The 17,194-nt window shown below is 58.9% G+C and carries 22 protein-coding genes; 10 read left to right on the forward strand and 12 right to left on the reverse strand.

Going from position 1 to position 17,194, the window contains the following annotated elements:
* The first annotated feature begins 1 nt into the window (after window position 1).
* On the forward strand, window positions 2–1,906 hold the full coding sequence (locus tag BN1139_RS18760; RefSeq protein WP_005355149.1) for a BglG family transcription antiterminator: 1,905 nt from the start codon (window positions 2–4) through the stop codon (window positions 1,904–1,906).
* Window positions 1,907–1,923: 17 nt separating this feature from the next.
* On the opposite strand, the gene npr is transcribed toward BN1139_RS18760, so the two are convergent.
* From npr to BN1139_RS18810, 10 genes are all read right to left on the reverse strand, one after another.
* On the reverse strand, window positions 1,924–2,196 hold the full coding sequence (gene npr, locus BN1139_RS18765) for a PTS phosphocarrier protein NPr (RefSeq protein WP_005336318.1): 273 nt from the start codon (window positions 2,194–2,196) through the stop codon (window positions 1,924–1,926).
* Window positions 2,197–2,216: 20 nt separating this feature from the next.
* Window positions 2,217–3,083 (reverse strand): RNase adapter RapZ, encoded by an 867-nt coding sequence (rapZ, locus tag BN1139_RS18770; protein ID WP_005336320.1) that lies wholly within the window; start codon window positions 3,081–3,083, stop codon window positions 2,217–2,219.
* A gap of 45 nt (window positions 3,084–3,128) precedes the next feature.
* On the reverse strand, window positions 3,129–3,575 hold the full coding sequence (gene ptsN / locus BN1139_RS18775) for a PTS IIA-like nitrogen regulatory protein PtsN (RefSeq protein WP_005336322.1): 447 nt from the start codon (window positions 3,573–3,575) through the stop codon (window positions 3,129–3,131).
* 2 nt (window positions 3,576–3,577) lie between these two features.
* Window positions 3,578–3,865, reverse strand: coding sequence for a ribosome hibernation promoting factor (hpf, locus tag BN1139_RS18780; protein WP_005336323.1), 288 nt, complete (start codon window positions 3,863–3,865; stop codon window positions 3,578–3,580).
* A gap of 20 nt (window positions 3,866–3,885) precedes the next feature.
* The gene (locus tag BN1139_RS18785) at window positions 3,886–5,325 is read right to left on the reverse strand and encodes an RNA polymerase factor sigma-54 (RefSeq protein WP_005336331.1); all 1,440 of its coding nucleotides are present in this window, start codon (window positions 5,323–5,325) and stop codon (window positions 3,886–3,888) included.
* Window positions 5,326–5,390: 65 nt separating this feature from the next.
* Window positions 5,391–6,116, reverse strand: a complete 726-nt coding sequence (gene lptB / locus BN1139_RS18790; RefSeq protein WP_005336333.1) for an LPS export ABC transporter ATP-binding protein — start codon at window positions 6,114–6,116, stop codon at window positions 5,391–5,393.
* 3 nt (window positions 6,117–6,119) lie between these two features.
* Window positions 6,120–6,647, reverse strand: coding sequence for a lipopolysaccharide transport periplasmic protein LptA (gene lptA, locus BN1139_RS18795; RefSeq protein WP_040068817.1), 528 nt, complete (start codon window positions 6,645–6,647; stop codon window positions 6,120–6,122).
* On the reverse strand, window positions 6,634–7,194 hold the full coding sequence (lptC, locus tag BN1139_RS18800) for an LPS export ABC transporter periplasmic protein LptC (RefSeq protein WP_005336338.1): 561 nt from the start codon (window positions 7,192–7,194) through the stop codon (window positions 6,634–6,636). Before lptC ends, lptA begins: the two co-directional genes overlap by 14 nt.
* Complete coding sequence (gene kdsC, locus BN1139_RS18805; RefSeq protein ID WP_005355156.1) at window positions 7,191–7,745, reverse strand: 3-deoxy-manno-octulosonate-8-phosphatase KdsC; 555 nt, start codon at window positions 7,743–7,745, stop codon at window positions 7,191–7,193. Before kdsC ends, lptC begins: the two co-directional genes overlap by 4 nt.
* Window positions 7,745–8,740, reverse strand: a complete 996-nt coding sequence (locus BN1139_RS18810; RefSeq protein ID WP_005336342.1) for a KpsF/GutQ family sugar-phosphate isomerase — start codon at window positions 8,738–8,740, stop codon at window positions 7,745–7,747. Before BN1139_RS18810 ends, kdsC begins: the two co-directional genes overlap by 1 nt.
* 207 nt (window positions 8,741–8,947) lie before the next feature.
* On the opposite strand from BN1139_RS18810, the gene mlaF reads away from it, so the two are divergent.
* From mlaF to murA, 7 genes are read left to right on the forward strand one after another with little or no spacing between them, the layout of a single operon-like run.
* A complete protein-coding gene (mlaF, locus tag BN1139_RS18815) occupies window positions 8,948–9,748 on the forward strand; it encodes a phospholipid ABC transporter ATP-binding protein MlaF (protein WP_005336343.1) in 801 nt (266 codons plus the stop codon).
* Window positions 9,748–10,527, forward strand: coding sequence for a lipid asymmetry maintenance ABC transporter permease subunit MlaE (gene mlaE / locus BN1139_RS18820; RefSeq protein ID WP_005355158.1), 780 nt, complete (start codon window positions 9,748–9,750; stop codon window positions 10,525–10,527). Before mlaF ends, mlaE begins: the two co-directional genes overlap by 1 nt.
* A 7-nt stretch (window positions 10,528–10,534) precedes the next feature.
* Window positions 10,535–11,032 (forward strand): outer membrane lipid asymmetry maintenance protein MlaD, encoded by a 498-nt coding sequence (gene mlaD / locus BN1139_RS18825; RefSeq protein ID WP_005355161.1) that lies wholly within the window; start codon window positions 10,535–10,537, stop codon window positions 11,030–11,032.
* A 2-nt stretch (window positions 11,033–11,034) separates the two neighbouring features.
* On the forward strand, window positions 11,035–11,667 hold the full coding sequence (locus BN1139_RS18830; protein ID WP_005336350.1) for an MlaC/ttg2D family ABC transporter substrate-binding protein: 633 nt from the start codon (window positions 11,035–11,037) through the stop codon (window positions 11,665–11,667).
* Window positions 11,664–11,936 carry an STAS domain-containing protein gene (locus tag BN1139_RS18835; RefSeq protein ID WP_005355162.1) on the forward strand — a complete coding sequence of 91 codons (273 nt, stop codon included), beginning with the start codon at window positions 11,664–11,666 and terminating at the stop codon, window positions 11,934–11,936. Before BN1139_RS18830 ends, BN1139_RS18835 begins: the two co-directional genes overlap by 4 nt.
* Window positions 11,936–12,193 carry a BolA family iron metabolism protein IbaG gene (gene ibaG, locus BN1139_RS18840; RefSeq protein WP_005306001.1) on the forward strand — a complete coding sequence of 86 codons (258 nt, stop codon included), beginning with the start codon at window positions 11,936–11,938 and terminating at the stop codon, window positions 12,191–12,193. The genes BN1139_RS18835 and ibaG overlap by 1 nt, the downstream gene beginning before the upstream one ends.
* Before the next feature lie 18 nt (window positions 12,194–12,211).
* Window positions 12,212–13,468, forward strand: a complete 1,257-nt coding sequence (murA, locus tag BN1139_RS18845; RefSeq protein WP_005336355.1) for a UDP-N-acetylglucosamine 1-carboxyvinyltransferase — start codon at window positions 12,212–12,214, stop codon at window positions 13,466–13,468.
* Between the two features lie 87 nt (window positions 13,469–13,555).
* On the opposite strand, the gene pmbA is transcribed toward murA, so the two are convergent.
* Entirely contained in the window at window positions 13,556–14,899 is a 1,344-nt protein-coding gene (pmbA, locus tag BN1139_RS18850; protein WP_005355164.1) for a metalloprotease PmbA, read from the reverse strand.
* Between the two features lie 114 nt (window positions 14,900–15,013).
* Here pmbA and yjgA point away from each other — a divergent pair, with 114 nt between their 5' ends.
* Both yjgA and BN1139_RS18860 read left to right on the forward strand, forming a co-directional pair.
* Entirely contained in the window at window positions 15,014–15,538 is a 525-nt protein-coding gene (yjgA, locus tag BN1139_RS18855; RefSeq protein WP_005336359.1) for a ribosome biogenesis factor YjgA, read from the forward strand.
* A 396-nt stretch (window positions 15,539–15,934) separates the two neighbouring features.
* Window positions 15,935–16,717, forward strand: a complete 783-nt coding sequence (locus BN1139_RS18860; RefSeq protein ID WP_005355167.1) for a gamma-glutamyl-gamma-aminobutyrate hydrolase family protein — start codon at window positions 15,935–15,937, stop codon at window positions 16,715–16,717.
* A 12-nt stretch (window positions 16,718–16,729) separates the two neighbouring features.
* Here BN1139_RS18860 and BN1139_RS18865 read toward each other — a convergent pair whose 3' ends face one another.
* The gene (locus tag BN1139_RS18865) at window positions 16,730–17,113 is read right to left on the reverse strand and encodes a hypothetical protein (RefSeq protein WP_040069030.1); all 384 of its coding nucleotides are present in this window, start codon (window positions 17,111–17,113) and stop codon (window positions 16,730–16,732) included.
* Between the last annotated feature and the right edge of the window lie 81 nt (window positions 17,114–17,194).

Consider the following 17,194-nt stretch of genomic DNA (forward strand, 5'->3'; position numbering starts at 1 on the left):
TATGATCAAGCTGCCACACCCCAGGCTCCATCAACTGCTGATCCAGCTCCACGCCGAACCGCTGCCACAGGAGGAGCTGGCTCGCCGCCTCAATGTCTCCACCCGCACGGTGCGCACCGATGTGGCGACCCTCAACGAACTGATTGCCACGCACGGCGCTCACCTGATCCACCAGCGTGGCAGCGGCTACCAGCTGAAAATCTACAATCAGGGACTGTTCGAGGCTCTGCTGGCCGCCCAGGGTCAGGATAGCGGCCTGCCACGCACCAGCCGCGAGCGGGTGCTGCACCTGCAGATCCTGCTATTGACGGCAGAGCAGGGGATCAAGCTCGATGAGCTGGCTGATACCTGGTATCTGAGCCGAGCGGCACTGCAGGGGGATATGGCGGAAGTCCGCGAGCAGCTCAGCCACTTCAGGCTCAGCGTTGAGAGCAAACCCCGCCTGGGGATGCGCATTCAGGGGGAGGAGACGGCGATCCGGGCCTGCCTGACCCAACTGCTCTATCAGGAGTTGCTGCACAACAACCAGTTGCAAACCCTGCTACCCAACCTCTGCCCCAGCAAGACGATGGAGGTAGTGGGCAATCACATCCATGCCCAGCTTGCCCGACATCAGCTGCGTCTCGCTGACGAGAGCCTGCAGCAGCTCACCATCTACTGCGCCGTTGCCCTGCTGCGTCAGGCATCCGGTCACGAGTTGCGCCACTTCGCCAGCGAGGATCTGACTCTGCCGCTGCTGGCAGTATCTCGCGATATATATGCGGTATTGCCCACCCTGACGCCCCCCGTAGAGGACGAGATCGCCGGTCTCGCCATCCAGATCCAGGCGCGCCTGATTGCCGATACTCCCCAGCTCAGCCCGGCAATGGCCGCCGAGAGCGAACAGCTGGTTGAGCATCTGCTGACCTACATTCATCAACACTACCCTTACGACCTGCGAGGCGACCAACAGCTGCGGGCCGACCTGCAAACCCATATCAGCGCCATGCTGCTGCGGGTCAAATACCAGATTGGCAACCACAACCCGCTGGCCGATCACATCAAGCAGTACTACCCGCTCGCCTATGACATCACGTTGGCGGCCATTTCGGAGTGGATCAAGCAGACCCCCTACCGACTGACCCACCACGAGATCGGTTATCTGGTGATCCACATCGGGGTCGGGCTGGAGCGCCATTACGACATCGGATATACCAGACGCCCGCAGGCATTGCTGCTGTGCGATGCGGGTAACGCCACCTTCCGGGTGCTGGAGGCGCGCATCAAGCGGGAGTATCCCCAGTTGCAGCTGACCATGCTGGAGTCGGTGCGGGATTACGAAGGGCTGGCGCAAATCGCGCAGGACTTTGTCATCAGTACCGTCAAGGTGAACGAAAAAAACGCCCCCGTGGTACTCGTTGCCCCCTTCCCGACCCAATATCAGCTGGAGCAGCTTGGCAAGCTGGTGCTGATCGACCGCACCCGCCCCTACATGCTCGACAAATATTTCGATGCCGACCACTTCATGGTGGTCAAAGAGCCCCTCACCCAGGCCGAACTGTTTGCCCGTATCTGTGATCAGCTGGAGGCGGAAGATCTGGTGGAGAGCGGCTTCAGAGCCTCACTGCAGGAGCGGGAGCGGATCGTCTCCACCATGCTGGGAGAAGGGATCGCCCTGCCCCACTCCCTCGATCTGCTGGCGCGCCGCACTCTGGTTTACACCGTACTGGCCCCGCAGGGGATCGACTGGGGCAACGGAGAAATCGCGACGCTCATCTTCGTGCTGGCCATCAGCAAGGCCGATTACGAGGAGGCGATGGGTCTCTACGACCTGTTTCTGGCACTGATGAACGAGAAAGCCAGCAGAAATCTGCTGGCTTGTCGGGATTTTGCCAGCTTCAAAGCGCTGGCGCGTACCGGTTCATAACATATAACGAGGAGTGACTACTCCTCATTGAAGCCGGAGGTGAACAGCTCCACCACGGCTGCCAGGGCCTCGACCTCTTCGGGCCCCTCAACCTGTACTTCCACCTGCCGCCCTTGCGCGGAATCCAGCATCAGCAGGCCGATGATGCTGTCAGCATCGGCCTCCACACCATCTTCATTGCGCAGCAGCACGTGGGCATCGAAACCCTGCACCAGCTCGAACAGCATCATGGCTGGTCTGGCATGAATACCCAGCTTGTTTTTCACTTCAACCGAGGCGGAAACAGTCATCGGGTCGTCCTATTGGTCCGTCAGGATTGGGGGGCACTCTTGTCGAGAGTGCGGTGGCGGATCTGCACGTTCTTGCCAAGCAAACGGAATGCACTGGCCAGCCGCTCTGCAATAAAGACCGAGCGGTGCTGACCGCCGGTGCAACCGATGCCGACCGTGAGGTAGCTGCGATTGTTGCGCTCCAGATGGGGCAACCAGGTCGCCAGCATATTTTCGATCTGCTGGGTAAACAGCATCACGTCAGCCTGCGCCGAGAGGTAGTTGGCGACCGGCTCATCCTTGCCGGTGAAGGGCTTGAGCTCGGGGATCCAGTGCGGGTTAGGCAGGAAGCGGGCATCGAACACGAAGTCGGCATCCTTGGGAATGCCGTACTTGAAGCCGAACGACTCGAACACCAGCACCAGCTCGTTCTCTTTCTTCCCAAGCACCCTAGTCTTGATGAGCTCGCTCAGGTCGTGAATGCTGAGGGTAGTGGTGTCGATGCGCAGGTCAGCGGTCGAGGAGATGGGCGCCAGCAGGTGGGTCTCCTCCCGAATCGCCTCATCCAGCGACAGCTTGTTGCGTGAGAGGGGGTGCAGGCGGCGGCTCTCGCCATAGCGCTTGAGCAGGGTGCCGTTGTCGGCGTCGAAGAAGAAGCTGGAGAACTCAACCCGCCCCTCATTGCGCACCTGAGCCAGCAGATTTTCCAGTTTCTCCGGATCGCTCGGCAGGTTGCGCACATCGATACTGACCGCCAGCTTGTCGTACTGGCTCTCCACCGAGACAATCAGCTGGGGCAACAGATTGACCGGCAGGTTGTCCACACAGTAGTAACCCAGATCTTCCAGCACTCGCAGGGCTACCGTTTTACCGGAGCCCGAACGTCCACTTACCACGATTAACTGCATCTTGTTCCCTCACGCCAAAACGGGTGTCTCATCCTTGGCCTGCTGTCAGGCCGAGGTCATGATCTGATAGAGCTCTTCGTCGCTGGTTGCCTGACGCAACTGGCGGCAAACCGCCTTGTCACCCAGCTTGGAAGCCATCAGAGAAAGGGTCTTGAGATGCTGCTTGCACTCGCTTTCCGGCACCAGCAAGGCAAACAGCAGGTCAACCGGTTGATTGTCGATGGAGTCGAAAGGAATAGGGTCGGCAAAGGTCATCAGGATCGCGGTTGGCGGGAACTCATCGTCAATGCGACCGTGGGGGATCGCAATACCGGCACCGATCCCGGTACTACCCATTTTTTCGCGGGCCAGCAAGCATTCAAACAGCGCCTGACGGGAGGTGCCAAGGCGTTCGGCGGCCAGCTCGCTGATGATTTCGAGGGCGCGTTTCTTGCTGGTACAAGGGACTGCACTCTTGGTGCAGTCCCGACTCAGTATGTGTTCAAGTTGCATGGTTATTTTTTATTTAACTTATCTTTGTGCTTGATGATCTGCCTGTCCAGCTTGTCGAGCAAGGTGTCTATCGCAGCATACATATCGGCATGTTCAGAGTTGGCAAACACTTCGCCACCGCTGACGTGCAATTTGGCTTCCGCTATCTGGTTCAGTTTTTCCACGCTAAGCACCACATGAACATTGTTGATGTGGTCGAAGTGACGCTCGAGTTTGGCAAATTTGTTATTCACATAATCACGCAGAGCTTCGGTGATCTCGACATGGTGTCCGGTCAGGTTAATTTGCATAACATCATCCTTTTGTTTGCCTAAACCAGGCGTTTGCGCTGATTGGAAGGTGGGATAAACAAGGATTCGCGATACTTAGCGATCGTGCGTCTCGCCACCATAATACCCTGTTCGGCCAGCAAATCCGCGATCTTGCTATCACTTAACGGCTTGGCAGGATTCTCTGCCGTGACCAGCTTCTTGATGAGCGCGCGAATTGCGGTCGATGAGCACTCTCCTCCTCCTTCGGTGTTCACATGGCTGGAGAAAAAAAACTTCAATTCGAAGATACCACGGGGGGTATGCATGTACTTCTGGGTCGTCACCCGGGAGATGGTCGACTCATGCATCTCTACCGCTTCGGCGATGTCATTGAGCACCATGGGCTTCATCGCCTCTTCACCATACTCGAAAAAGCCCTGTTGCTGCTCGACAATGCAACTGGCCACTTTCAGCAGGGTGTCATTGCGACTTTCCAGGCTCTTGATGAACCACTTGGCTTCCTGCAAATGGGAGCGGATAAACTGGGTGTCGGTGCTGCTGCGGGCGTTGCGGGCCATGGCGGCATAGGTCTCGTTGACCCGGATGCGGGGGGCGGAGTCGGGATTGAGCTCGACCACCCACTTGCTGCCCTTCTTGACCACGGAGACGTCGGGGATCACGTACTGGGAGTCGCTCTGGATGATGCCGTTGCCGGGACGCGGCTCCAGCAGCTGGATCAAATCCAGCACCTCCTTGAGGTCGCTCTCTTTGAGTTTTGTCTTGCGGGCGAGGGTGCGGTAATCCCGGTTGCCGAGCAGCTCCATGTGCTCGAGGATCACCTCTTTGGCCTCGTTGAGCCAGGGGGTCTGCGGGTCATACTGATCCAGCTGGATCAGCAAACACTCCTGCACAGAACGGGCAGCAATGCCGACCGGATCAAAGTGCTGCACCCGCTTGAGTACCGCCTCGACCTCATCGAGTTCCACCTCTACGTCATCACTGGTGACGGCAGCCTGGATATCCTCCAGCGCAACGGTCAGATAACCGGATTCGTCGATGGCATCGATGATGGCGAGCGCGATGGCGGCATCCACATCGCTGAACGGTGTGAGCCGCATCTGCCACAGCAGATAATCCTGCAGGTTTTCGGTGGTTTCACCCTGATAGACGCTATCTTCCCCATCATGGATGGGGCCCGCGCTCTGTGCGGTGCCGGCAGAGTAAACTTCGTCCCAGGTGGTATCCACCGGCAACTCGTCCGGCATCTGCTCCTGAGCCATGGCATCGCTGGAGTCCAGCTGGCTGGCATCGACCGGCGCTTCCGGACTGGTCTCTTGCGCCTCGCTCTCTTCCTGCTCCAGCAGAGGGTTGTTTTCGAGCGCTTGCTGAATTTCCTGCTGAAGTTCCAGAGTGGAGAGCTGGAGCAGACGAATCGCTTGTTGTAATTGCGGCGTCATGGTCAGGGACTGACCGAGACGCAACTGTAATGTCGGCTTCATCTACGTCGGGATATCCTTATGTTCAGCGAGGCACTCGTCAAAGGAAATGAAGGCATGCCCCCTTACTATAGACTGAATTGATCGCCCAAATAGACGCGCTTGACCTGCTCATCGGCAAGGATGTCAGCCGGTGCACCTTCGGCAATCATCTTGCCGTGGCTGACGATATAGGCCTTCTCACATACGTCCAGAGTCTCTCTGACGTTGTGGTCGGTAATCAAGACGCCAAGGCCTCTATCTTTCAGATGCTGAATGATCTTCTTGATGTCTATCACAGAAATCGGGTCAACCCCTGCAAAGGGTTCATCCAGCAGAATAAAACGCGGTTCGGCCGCCAGCGCACGGGCAATCTCGACCCGACGGCGCTCACCGCCGGAGAGGCTCTGACCCAGGTTGTCGCGAATGTGGGTGATGTTGAACTCTTCCAGCAGTTGCTGAACCTTGTCCTCACGCTCCTCACGGCTCAACCCCTTGCGGGTCTGCATCACTCCCATCAGGTTGTCGAACACCGACAGGCGACGGAAGATGGAGGCCTCCTGCGGCAGGTAACCGATGCCGTTACGCGCCCGCACATGCATGGGCTGCAAGCTGATGTCCTGATCGTCGATGGTGATGAGACCGGCATCGCGCTGTACCAGCCCCACGATCATGTAGAAGGAGGTGGTCTTGCCCGCCCCGTTGGGGCCGAGCAGGCCGACAATCTGGCCTGTGCCCACTTCAAGGCTGACGTCACTCACCACCATGCGGCGCTTGTAGCTCTTCTGCAGACCCACTGCTTTTAACACTGCCATGGCTTATTTTCCCTGCTTCTTCTGGTCGGCGGGCTTGTCGAAATTCTCTACCTGATCCGGCAGGAATACAGTTTTGACCCGCTGGCTCGGGCTCTTGCTCTCGGCAATCATCTTCTGTTTGACGATGTCGTAGCGGATCAGATCGCCATTGACCTGGCTATCTTCCTGCTTGAGCTGACCGTTGCCGGTGATGGTCACCAGCCGGTTCTTCAGCTCGTAGCGGATAGTGTTGCCGTGGGCATTGACCGGCTTGCCGTTATCCAGGATCTGGAAGAAGGTGGCGGGTTTGCCGTAGGCAGTCATCACCTCCGCCCCTTTCTCGCCGGAGCGGGTCACTACCACCTTGTCAGCCTTGATCCGGATGGTGCCCTGATTGATGGTCACATCCTCTTCGAAGGTGATGCGGTTGTCCTGCATCTCGGCCACCTGTTTGACGGCATCGACGTAGACCTTCTCGGCAAAGTCGGACTCTTTGGCAGTCACCGCACCACACAACAACAGGGCTGCGAGGGCCAGATTAGCGTTTTTCATTGAAATAGATGGCATGGCCTTGATCCAGTAACTCAAAATATTTGCGGTCCAGATGGCCCTTGAGGCCAACCCCTTGGGTCTGGAAATCCCGACCCAGAATGTTCACTTCCCGGTTGCTGCGCACATCCTGTGTCACCAGATCCAGCTCCAGATAAGGGGTATCCAATGTGGAGATAAAGGAGGTGGGCAGCAGACCATCCAGATGCACCTTGTCCCGCAGGATGACGTTGTCGCCGGTGTTGAGCACGCCGGTTTCGGCGGTCACCTTCCACTCGGCGGCACCCTGATCGTCATACATGTAGACCACCGGCTTGTCGAAGGTGGCCTGCTCGAGGATTTGATAATACTCGGCGTAGGTCGACTCCAACCGCTCGGTGCGCTTGCCATTGATATCAAAACGGGTGGTCACCAGATCTTTGGCGACAAAATCCGGCTGATAGTTTTCGATTTTGACGGCGCTCTCAGGCACCAGCTCAACCTTACCCAACTGCCAGGCAACCAGCGCGACCAGAAACAGCAGGGCAAACAACAGGGTCTGTCTGCTCATACCGAGGCCTCGGGCTGATAATCGTCGTGGCCCTGCGCCTGCAAAATGAGGTCACACACCTCGCGCACCGCGCCCATGCCACCGCCAAGCCGGGTCACCATATCGGCACGACTCAGCACCAGCGGATGGGCATCAGCCACCGCGATACCCAGGCCGCAGGCGGCCATCACCGGCAGATCGATGGTGTCATCGCCCATATAGGCAGCCTGTTCAGCAGCCAGCCCCAGCTTGGCCAGCAGCGCTTCGAAGTGAGGCAGCTTTTTATCAGCCCCCTGCACCACATGAGCCACACCCAGGCTTTTCATCCGATCGCTGACGATACGGGAGTTGCGCCCTGTGATGATGGCGATCTCGATCCCGGCATTGAGCAGCGCTCGCATGCCCGCACCATCGCGGGTACAGAAGGTTTTCAGCTCTTCGCCGTTGTTTCCCATGTAGATGAGGCCGTTGGAGAGCACCCCGTCCACATCGCACACCAGCAGGCGGATTTGCGCCGCCTTCTCAAACTGGCTGCGCGTCACCGGACCATAGAGGGTCGGTACGTTTTGCATCAAATGACTCCGGCTTTCAGCAGGTCGTGCATGTTGAAGGCGCCGAGCGGGCGTTTCTCTTCATCCACGACCAGTAATCCGTTGATTTTTCTCGTTTCCATCAGCTTGACGGCTTCCGCAGCCATCATCTCTGGACCTACGGTAACACAGTTGGCCGTCATCACACGGCTGATGGGGGTGTGATGGATATCGATCTGCTGGTCAAGAATGCGGCGCAGGTCGCCATCGGTAAAGAGCCCGGCCAGCAGGCCATTGCCATCGACCACAGCCGTCATGCCGAGCCCCTTGCGGCTCACTTCCAGCAGCGCCTGGCTGATGGTGGCATCTATCCCTACCCGGGGCAACAGATCGCCACTGTGCATCAGGTCGCCGACCCGCAGCAACAGACGCTTGCCAAGGGAACCGCCCGGGTGAGAGAGGGCGAAGTCATCGGCGGTAAAACCGCGCGCTTCCAGCAGGGCGACCGCCAGGGCATCGCCCATGACTAAGGTTGCCGTGGTGCTGGAAGTGGGTGCCAGACCCAGCGGGCAAGCCTCTTTCTCCACCTTGATGCACAGATGCACGTTGGCCTCTTTGGCCATGGTGGAGGCGGGATTGCCGGTCATGCAGATGAGCGGAATGCCGCGGCGCTTGAGTACCGGCAGCAGGGCTAGGATTTCGTCACTCTCGCCGGAGTTGGAGATGGCGATGATAAGATCGCCGCTGGAGATCATCCCCAGATCGCCGTGACTCGCTTCTCCCGGGTGAAGGAAGAAGGCCGGTGTGCCGGTGCTGGCGAGGGTGGCGGCGATCTTGCTGCCGATATGGCCCGATTTGCCCATGCCGGTGACCACTATCTTGCCACCGCAGCGCAGCACCATCTCGCACGCCTTGTCGAAGGCGTCGTTCAGATACTGATAGAGTCCATCAATGGCTTGCTTTTCTGTGTCCAGCACCGCGCGGGCACTGCGACGAAAATCGAACAGTTCAGACACTTTCTCAGGCTTTACAGACATAAAGACACAGCTCCGGGCCGAAATTAGCTGCGGGATTATAAAAAAGTCTGCCCGGATAAGCGAATCGGATGGCAACTCCCGCTCTCAATGACGCACTTTGTTACAGAAAACTGTCGTGCAAATGGGCTTGCAGCCTGTTCAATAGTTGTTCCTTGCTGTTGCTTAGACCTAGACTACCCCATAAAATTCGCACCTCATTTACACCGGATGGACAATTGTTTGAACAATGACCTGATCACCATCTCCGATCTGACTTTCAGTCACGGAGATCGGCTGTTGTATGACGGGATCAACCTGACCATTCCTCGTGGCAAGGTGACCGCCGTCATGGGCCCGAGCGGCATCGGTAAAACCACCCTGCTGCGGCTGATCGGTGGCCAGCTCAAGCCGGAGTCCGGTCACATTCTGTTTGACGGGGAAGATATCCCCACCCTCTCCCGCTCGCGCCTCTATGAAGTGCGCAAGCGGATGAGCATGCTGTTCCAGAGCGGCGCCCTGTTTACCGGCATGACGGTCTACGACAACGTGGCCTTCCCGCTGCGGGAGCACTCCGGCCTGCCGGAGGAGCTGATCCACACCATCGTCATGATGAAGCTGCAGGCGGTGGGCTTGCGCGGCGCGGCGAAACTGATGCCCTCCGAGCTCTCCGGCGGCATGGCGCGCCGGGCGGCGCTGGCACGGGCAATTGCGCTCGATCCTGACCTCATCATGTATGACGAGCCGTTCGTCGGGCAGGACCCCATCACCATGGCGGTGCTGGTCAAGCTGATCAAGGAGCTGAACGATGCCCTCGGCATCACCTCCGTCATCGTCACCCACGATGTGAAAGAGGTGCTGAGCATCGCCGATTACGCCTACATCATTGCCAATCGCAAGGTGGTGGCGCACGGCACGCCGGATCAGCTGCGCGAGGAGCACAATCCCGAAGTCGAGCAGTTCCTCAAAGGATTGCCCGATGGTCCTGTTCCGTTTCATTTTCCGGCAGGCGATCTGCTACAGGATCTCTGATGTTGATAAGTCAAATAAGCAAGCTGGGGCGGGTCGGAGTGCGGTTTATCAGCTCCGTCGGTCGCGCCACCATCATGTTGTTCCATGCGCTGGCGGGCAAACCCGAGCCGCGCAAGCACTTCCCGCTGCTGATCCAGCAGTTGTATGTGGTGGGCGTACAGTCGGTGGCCATCATTCTGGTCTCCGGCCTGTTCATCGGCATGGTGCTCTCGCTGCAGGGTTACAACGTCTTGAAGGATTTCGGCGCCGAGCAGAGCCTGGGACCGCTGGTCTCCCTCTCCCTGCTGCGGGAGCTGGGTCCTGTAGTCACGGCGCTACTGTTTGCCGGCCGTGCCGGTTCGGCCCTGACCGCTGAAATCGGCCTGATGAAGGCCACCGAGCAGCTTTCAAGCCTCGAGATGATGGCGGTCGACCCACTGCGCCGGGTGGTTGCCCCCCGCTTCTGGGCTGGCGTCATCAGCATGCCGCTGCTGGCCTTTATGTTCAGCCTTATCGGCATCTTCGGCGGCAAGCTGGTCGGTGTGGACTGGCTCGGCGTGGACGAAGGGGGCTTCTGGTCTGCCATGCAGGCCTCCGTCGACTGGCATGAAGACATCATGCAGGGCGCCATCAAGAGCCTGATTTTCGCCCTGGTGGTCACCTGGATTGCGCTCTTTAACGGCTATGATGCCAAGCCGACCTCGGCCGGGATCAGTCAGGCTACGACCCGAACTGTGGTCCACTCATCCCTCGCCGTGCTCGGCCTGGATTTTATACTCACTGCAGTCATGTTTGGATAAGGTAAAGATGAAGTTCAGCAAAGTAGAATTCCTGGTCGGCACCTTCATGCTGGCTGGCATCGGTGCCATTCTGGCACTGGCCCTGCAAGTGGCCGGTTTGAGCTTCAAACCGGAAGGAGAAACCTATACCCTGCGCGCGCATTTCGATAATATCGGCGGCCTGAAAGTCCGGTCGCCGGTCAAGGTCGGCGGCGTGGTGGTCGGTCGGGTCAGCGACATCGTACTGGACCCGCAAACCCAGGTGCCCGAAGTGACCCTGATGATGCAAAAGAGCGCTGGCCAGTTTGCCGATACCAGCTCCCTCTCCATCCTCACCTCCGGTCTGCTCGGCGAGCAGTACATCGGTCTGGCCCCCGGCTTCAGCGATGAGGAGATGGGCACCGAGATGCTCAAGGATGGCGACCTGATTGAAGACACCAAGTCCGCCATCGTGCTGGAAGATCTGATTGGCAAGTTCCTCTACAGCCAATCCTCCGACAGCAAATCAGACAGCAAGAAGGAGTAATCATGTTCAAGAAAATCGCCCTGCTGCTGGGCCTGATGACCAGCATGCTCTTTTCCCTGTCTGCCCAGGCCGCCGTCGATGCCACCGACCCCAACGCGCTGGTGGATCAGGCTGCCAAGCAGACCTTTGCCCGCCTGAAAGCCGATCAGGCCCAGGTGAAAAGCAATCCGGATCACCTGCGGGTGATCATCCGCGAAGAGCTGCTGCCCTATGTGGACAACCGCTTCGCCGCCTACAAGGTGCTTGGCAACCAGATTAAAGAGACCACCGAAGCGCAGCGCAATGCCTTCGTCGAGGTGTTCACCGAGTACATGGTGAGCTCCTACGCCGATGCGCTGGCCCATTTTGACAAGCAAACCGTCAAGGTCGAGCCGGGCAAAGCCCCCAGCGGCAACATCACCGCCGTCAACGTCAGCGTGAAAGAGGCCGGCAAGCCGGACATCTTCCTCGAGTTCAAACTGCGCAAGAATAACAAAACTGGCGAGTGGAAAGCCTTTGACATGGTGGCCGAGGGGATCAGCCTGCTCTCCGCCAAGCAAAGCGAGCTCGGCGGTTTGATCCGCCAGAACGGCATCGATGCGGTGATCGCCCAGTTGCGCGAGCATAACGCCAAGCCGCTGGTACTCAAACCATGACCCTCAGCGGTGAGCTGCTGGCGCCACAGGTCAATGACCTGTGGCAACGCCGCGCCGAATGGTGGCAGGACGACCAGCTCGAGCTCGGCGGCGTCACCACCCTCGACTCTGCCGGACTGGCCCTGCTGGTCAAATGGGCCAAAGCCGTATTAGCGCGAGGCGCCACACCGCAACTGGTGGGCGCCTCCAGTGATTTCTATACCCTGGCCAACCTCTACGGGGTGGCCGGGCTGTTTCAGTCAACCCCGCTCACAACTGAGGACGCATAATGCAAGTCTCTGAAATTGAAGCGATACTCCTTGAGGCTCTGCCATTGTCCGAAGTCCATGTCAAAGGGGACGGTAGTCACTACCAAGTGATCGCCGTCGGTGACATGTTTGACGGCATGAGCCGGGTCAAGAAGCAGCAGGCCATCTATGCCCCGCTGATGGACAAGATCGCCAGCAACGCCATTCACGCCCTCTCCATCAAGGCGTTCACCGACGCCGAGTGGAAACGCGAACGTAAATTCCTATTGCCCTCCTGATTTGGTAACGAAGTAAAAATGGACAAATTCAAAATCGATGGTCGTTGTACTCTCAACGGCGAAGTGACCATCTCCGGCGCCAAAAACGCCGCGCTGCCGATCCTGTTCGCAACCCTGCTCTGTGATGAAGAGGTTCACCTCTCCAACGTGCCGCGCCTGAAAGATGTGGGTACCACCATCAAGCTGCTGGAGATGCTGGGCGCGACCACCAAGGTCAACGGCAACGTCACCGTGCTGACCGGTGCGGTGAACAACCATGTCGCCCCCTACGAGCTGGTGAAGACCATGCGCGCCTCCATTCTGGCGCTGGGCCCGCTGGCTGCCCGTTTCGGCGCGGCTGACGTCTCCCTGCCAGGCGGCTGCGCCATCGGTGCCCGTCCGGTCAACCTGCACGTCCACGGCCTGGAGCTGATGGGTGCCAAGATCACCATCGAAGATGGTTACATCAAGGCCCGTGTCGATGGTCGCCTGAAAGGCGCCCACATCCTGATGGATATGGTCTCCGTGACCGGTACCGAAAACCTGATGATGGCTGCGACCCTGGCTGATGGCCGCACCGTGATCGAGAACGCCGCGCGCGAGCCGGAAGTAGTCGATCTGGCCAACTTCCTCAATACTCTGGGCGCCAAGATCCAGGGCGCGGGCACCGATACCCTGACCATTGACGGTGTCGAGCGTCTGCACGGCGGCAACTACAGCGTGCAGCCTGATCGCATCGAAACCGGTACCTTCCTGGTGGGTGCAGCGGTCACCGGCGGCAAGATCACCTGCCGCAAGACCGACCCGACTCTGCTGGAAGCGGTACTGGTCAAGCTGGAAGAGGCTGGCGCCCTGATTGAGAAGGGTGAAGACTGGATCACCCTCGACATGACTGGCCGCACCCTCAAACCGGTCACCATCAAGACTGCCCCCTACCCGGCCTTCCCGACCGACATGCAGGCACAGTTCACTGTGCTGAACGCCGTCGCCAAAGGCACCGGCATGGTCACCGAGACCATCTTCGAGAACCGCTTCATGCACGTTCCCGAACTGGTACGGATGGGCGCAGACATCGAACTGCAGGGCAACGTAGCCATCTGCCGTGACACCGAGCAACTCAAGGGTGCCCAGGTGATGGCGACCGATCTGCGCGCCTCCGCCAGTCTGGTGCTGGCTGGCTTCGTGGCCGAAGGCTCCACCATCGTCGACCGTATCTATCACATCGACCGTGGCTACGAAGACATCGAGCAGAAGCTGCAGGGTCTGGGTGGCCGCATCGAGCGCATCAAGGGCTGATTGCCCCCTGATCGCTGGCCGATAAAAAGGCCCCCTCGCGTTGGCGAGGGGGCCTTTTTCATGGTTTCGGTTCTGTTGAAACCGGGATCAGTGGCCCGCCAGCTTCATATTCTCTACCAGCACCGAGCCGGTCTTGAGACTGGAGCGCTCATCCTCGTCACGACCCACCGCCACGATATGGCTGAACATCTCGGCCAGATTGCCAGCGATGGTGATCTCCTCGACCGGATAGGCTATTTCGCCATTCTCGACCCAGAAACCGGCAGCGCCGCGGGAGTAGTCGCCGTTGACGATATTGACCCCCTGCCCCATCAGCTCGGTCACCAGCAGACCGGTGCCCATCTCTTTCAGCATGCCCTGAAAATCCTGGCCGGTATTGGAGACCTGCCAGTTGTGGATGCCACCGGCGTGACCCGTGGTGGTCAACCCCAGCTTGCGTGCAGAGTAGGAGGTCAGCAGCCAGCTCACCAGCTCGCCGTTACGGATGATATCCATGTCGCGGGTACGCACCCCTTCGCCATCAAACGGGGTACTGGCGAGACCGCCCAGCAGGTGTGGGAACTCCTGAATGGTGAGCCACTCGGGCAGGATCTGCTTGCCCAATTTGTCGAGCAGGAAGCTCGACTTGCGATAGAGGTTGCCGCCGCTGATGGCCATCACCAGATGGCCCCACAGACCGGAGGCTGTGTCAGGGTGGAACAGCACAGGCGCATGACGGGTAGAGATCTTGCGGGCGCCGAGGCGGGAGACGGTACGCTCAACGGCTTCGTCGGCAATGCGCTGCGGGCTCCAGAGCCCGTCGAGGGTACGGCTGGAGGAGTAGCCGTAATCCCGTTGCATGTCGCCATCCTGCTCGCCGATCAGCACGCAGCTCAGTGAGTTGCGCGATGCCGCATAACCTTTGACGAAGCCATGGCTGTTGCCATAGACCTTGATGCCAAGATGGCTGGAGAAACCGGCGCCGTCGGAGTGCTTGATACGGGCATCGCGGCCCAGAGCGAGTCGTTCGCACTCGATGGCCAGTTCGATCCCGCGCTGGGGATCCAGTTCGATTTGGTGGCACAGTTGCAGATCGGGGGCATCCCAGGCCAGCAGCTCGGCGTCCGCCAGACCGGCGCAATCATCGGCCGAGGTGTGGCGAGCAATCTCGATAGCCGCTTCAACGGCGGCACGAATGGCGGGTTTGCTCAGATCGGTGGTCGAGGAAGATCCCTTGCAACCATCGCGATAGACAGCGATGCCGAGGGCGCCATCCTTATTGAATTCAATGCTTTCCAGTTCACAACCCCGGGTGTTCACCGATAACCCGGTCTGCTTGCTGATGGAGACTTCGGCCAGCGAGGCGCCCAGTCCTTTGGCTATCTCCAGGGCTTCGGCAACCACGGCCTCGAGATGGGCTTGATCCTGGCGGATTTGGTCTTGCTGATCCATAACTCACATCTGTATGAAAGAAGGAAAGGGGGGTAAGCATATCAGACCCCTGCGCCCAGCGGGAGAAGCTGGTAACATATCCGCCAAACGTGAATGACAGGAATCAAAAGACCGATGAGTCAATATCAAGACGACAACGAGTTCGAAGACTGGGGCCCCAGCAAGAGCCAGCTCAAGCGCGATGCCGAAGCATTGCAGAAAATGGGGGAAGAGATCGTCTCCCTCAGCCACAGCGAGCTGGAAAAAATCCCTTTGGATGAAGAACTTGCAGAAGCTGTCGAGCTGGGTCGCAAACTCAAGCCGAAGAAGGATGAGTCCTTCCGTCGCCATCTGCAGTTCATCGGCCGCCTGATGCGCAGCCGCGATATCGAGCCGATTGCCGAAGCGCTCTCCATCATCAAGAACCGTCACTCCACCGTGAATGCCCGCCTGCATCGGCTGGAGCAGTGGCGCGAGCGCCTGATCACCGAAGGTGACAGCGCCCTCAACGAGCTGATGTCCCAGTTCCACGAGCTGGATCGCCAGAAGCTGCGCCAGCTGATCCGCTCCGCCAACAAGGAGCGGGAGCTGAACAAGCCGCCGGTCGCCTACCGCGAGATGTACCAGTATCTGCGCGGCGAGATCGAAGACCTGCTGTGACCCCCGAAACACGCCTCCCCTTGCGGAGGCGTGCTTCTATTGATGCCTTTTCCTCTCCACATCCCCCGCCATCCCTGAGCGTTTAATATATCCACCACTTCGCTACCCCAACCATAACGGCCCATCTCAACAGCCCCGTTAAATCGCAGCTTCAGAGCAGTTAAAGACAAATCCGTTAACAATTTGGCATCATTTTGTTTGACATATTGAACGGCCTTGGCAGACTGAAGAGAGGATCCATGCCGTCGCTGCCCAGGCTGACCAACGATTCTGTCACCCGGCCCGACGCGGGATCCCATGACCATGCCTTGAGGCATGCCCTTGCCCTAGCGGTTTGCAAGGGCCTGCCCAAGGCGCAGGATGAGACTTCAACGCCAAGGATAATCAAGGTGCCCTATGCCAAATCCCCAGCCTCCCGCCACCCGTAAACCTGTCGTGCTGATGACCATGGGCGCCCAGCCCCGCAACGGCCACGCCTATCAGGTGATGACCCACAAATACATCATGCCGCTGGTGGAGATAAGCGGCTGCGTCCCGCTGCTGGTACCCACCTGCTGCGGCACCGCCGATCTGGAGCAGTATCTGGATCTCGCCGATGGGGTCTATCTGAGCGGCGCCGGTTCCAACATCGATCCGGCCCTCTACGGTCAGGAGAACCTCACGCCGGAGAAACAGCAGGACAGGGATCGCGACCTGTTCGATCTGCCCCTCATCAAGGGGGCGCTCGCCCGTGGCTTGCCGCTCCTCGGTATCTGCCGCGGAATGCAGGAGATCAACGTGGCGCTGGGGGGAGACATTCATCAGAAGGTCTATAACGAGCCGGGTTATGACGATCACCGGGAGGATGCAGACGATCCGGTCGACGAGCAGTATGGGCCGAGCCATCAGATCAAACTGCTGCCCGGCAGCTGGTTTGCCGAACTGATGGGGGAAGAACAGATTCCGGTCAACTCCCTGCATGGACAGGGCATCAACCGGTTGGGGAAAGGTCTGGAGCCGTTGGCCCACGCCGAAGATGGGCTGATCGAGGCACTTCATGCCCCCGCACTGTCACCCTTTTTGCTGGCAGTGCAGTGGCATCCGGAGTGGAAAGCCAATGAAAACCCCCACTCCATCAAGATCTTTCAAGCCTTTGGCCATGCCTGCCGCCAGCGCTGTGCACTGATGGCAGCGAGTTAACCCCTCATCGATTCAGTCGCCAAACCCGCGCGCCTTGAGCTTGGGCAGTCCGCCCCGCTCGGGGCGCAAGGTGCGGCAGATATCCATCCCCTTGAGCCCGCGCTGGATATGGTCAGGCGAATGACCAAACACCATGCCGTTGCTACGGTAGAGGTTATTGTCATCCAGCTCGAACTTCTCGCCACCAATCAGCAACTGCTCGCGGCCATTGACCGTGTCGCCCCGCTTGATGGGCACCTTCATATCACTCAGCACCTCGCCGGTGGCACACCCCTCGCGCCAGCGCGCCTCGCTGGAGAAGGGGGTAATGGCTATTTCACGCCAGGAGCCATCCCGGAATTCGACCCGATACTTCTCGGCCAGCAGGTCGCAGCCCGCCAATGGCAACAGAGCCATCAAACAGATGATTTTCTTTGAAAATTTCACTCAATCGCACTCCTTTGCCCGGTTCTGCACAGGATAAATAAATTGCCGCCC

This window comes from Aeromonas veronii bv. veronii (genome assembly GCF_000820225.1).
Classification (GTDB): domain Bacteria; phylum Pseudomonadota; class Gammaproteobacteria; order Enterobacterales; family Aeromonadaceae; genus Aeromonas; species Aeromonas veronii.

Bases quoted from the DNA above. Each gene is read 5' to 3' on its own strand.
- rapZ (WP_005336320.1), bottom strand. From the start codon at position 3,083: ATGCAGTTAATCGTGGTAAGTGGACGTTCGGGCTCCGGTAAAACGGTA.
- hpf (WP_005336323.1), bottom strand. From the start codon at position 3,865: ATGCAAATTAACCTGACCGGACACCATGTCGAGATCACCGAAGCTCTG.
- BN1139_RS18760 (WP_005355149.1), top strand. From the start codon at position 2: ATGATCAAGCTGCCACACCCCAGGCTCCATCAACTGCTGATCCAGCTC.
- mlaE (WP_005355158.1), top strand. From the start codon at position 9,748: ATGTTGATAAGTCAAATAAGCAAGCTGGGGCGGGTCGGAGTGCGGTTT.
- ptsN (WP_005336322.1), bottom strand. From the start codon at position 3,575: ATGCAACTTGAACACATACTGAGTCGGGACTGCACCAAGAGTGCAGTC.
- BN1139_RS18785 (WP_005336331.1), bottom strand. From the start codon at position 5,325: ATGAAGCCGACATTACAGTTGCGTCTCGGTCAGTCCCTGACCATGACG.
- mlaF (WP_005336343.1), top strand. From the start codon at position 8,948: ATGGACAATTGTTTGAACAATGACCTGATCACCATCTCCGATCTGACT.
- BN1139_RS18865 (WP_040069030.1), bottom strand. From the start codon at position 17,113: ATGGCTCTGTTGCCATTGGCGGGCTGCGACCTGCTGGCCGAGAAGTAT.
- ibaG (WP_005306001.1), top strand. From the start codon at position 11,936: ATGCAAGTCTCTGAAATTGAAGCGATACTCCTTGAGGCTCTGCCATTG.
- lptA (WP_040068817.1), bottom strand. From the start codon at position 6,647: ATGAAAAACGCTAATCTGGCCCTCGCAGCCCTGTTGTTGTGTGGTGCG.
- BN1139_RS18860 (WP_005355167.1), top strand. From the start codon at position 15,935: ATGCCAAATCCCCAGCCTCCCGCCACCCGTAAACCTGTCGTGCTGATG.
- BN1139_RS18810 (WP_005336342.1), bottom strand. From the start codon at position 8,740: ATGTCTGTAAAGCCTGAGAAAGTGTCTGAACTGTTCGATTTTCGTCGC.
- yjgA (WP_005336359.1), top strand. From the start codon at position 15,014: ATGAGTCAATATCAAGACGACAACGAGTTCGAAGACTGGGGCCCCAGC.
- kdsC (WP_005355156.1), bottom strand. From the start codon at position 7,745: ATGCAAAACGTACCGACCCTCTATGGTCCGGTGACGCGCAGCCAGTTT.
- BN1139_RS18830 (WP_005336350.1), top strand. From the start codon at position 11,035: ATGTTCAAGAAAATCGCCCTGCTGCTGGGCCTGATGACCAGCATGCTC.
- murA (WP_005336355.1), top strand. From the start codon at position 12,212: ATGGACAAATTCAAAATCGATGGTCGTTGTACTCTCAACGGCGAAGTG.
- lptB (WP_005336333.1), bottom strand. From the start codon at position 6,116: ATGGCAGTGTTAAAAGCAGTGGGTCTGCAGAAGAGCTACAAGCGCCGC.
- lptC (WP_005336338.1), bottom strand. From the start codon at position 7,194: ATGAGCAGACAGACCCTGTTGTTTGCCCTGCTGTTTCTGGTCGCGCTG.
- BN1139_RS18835 (WP_005355162.1), top strand. From the start codon at position 11,664: ATGACCCTCAGCGGTGAGCTGCTGGCGCCACAGGTCAATGACCTGTGG.
- pmbA (WP_005355164.1), bottom strand. From the start codon at position 14,899: ATGGATCAGCAAGACCAAATCCGCCAGGATCAAGCCCATCTCGAGGCC.
- npr (WP_005336318.1), bottom strand. From the start codon at position 2,196: ATGACTGTTTCCGCCTCGGTTGAAGTGAAAAACAAGCTGGGTATTCAT.
- mlaD (WP_005355161.1), top strand. From the start codon at position 10,535: ATGAAGTTCAGCAAAGTAGAATTCCTGGTCGGCACCTTCATGCTGGCT.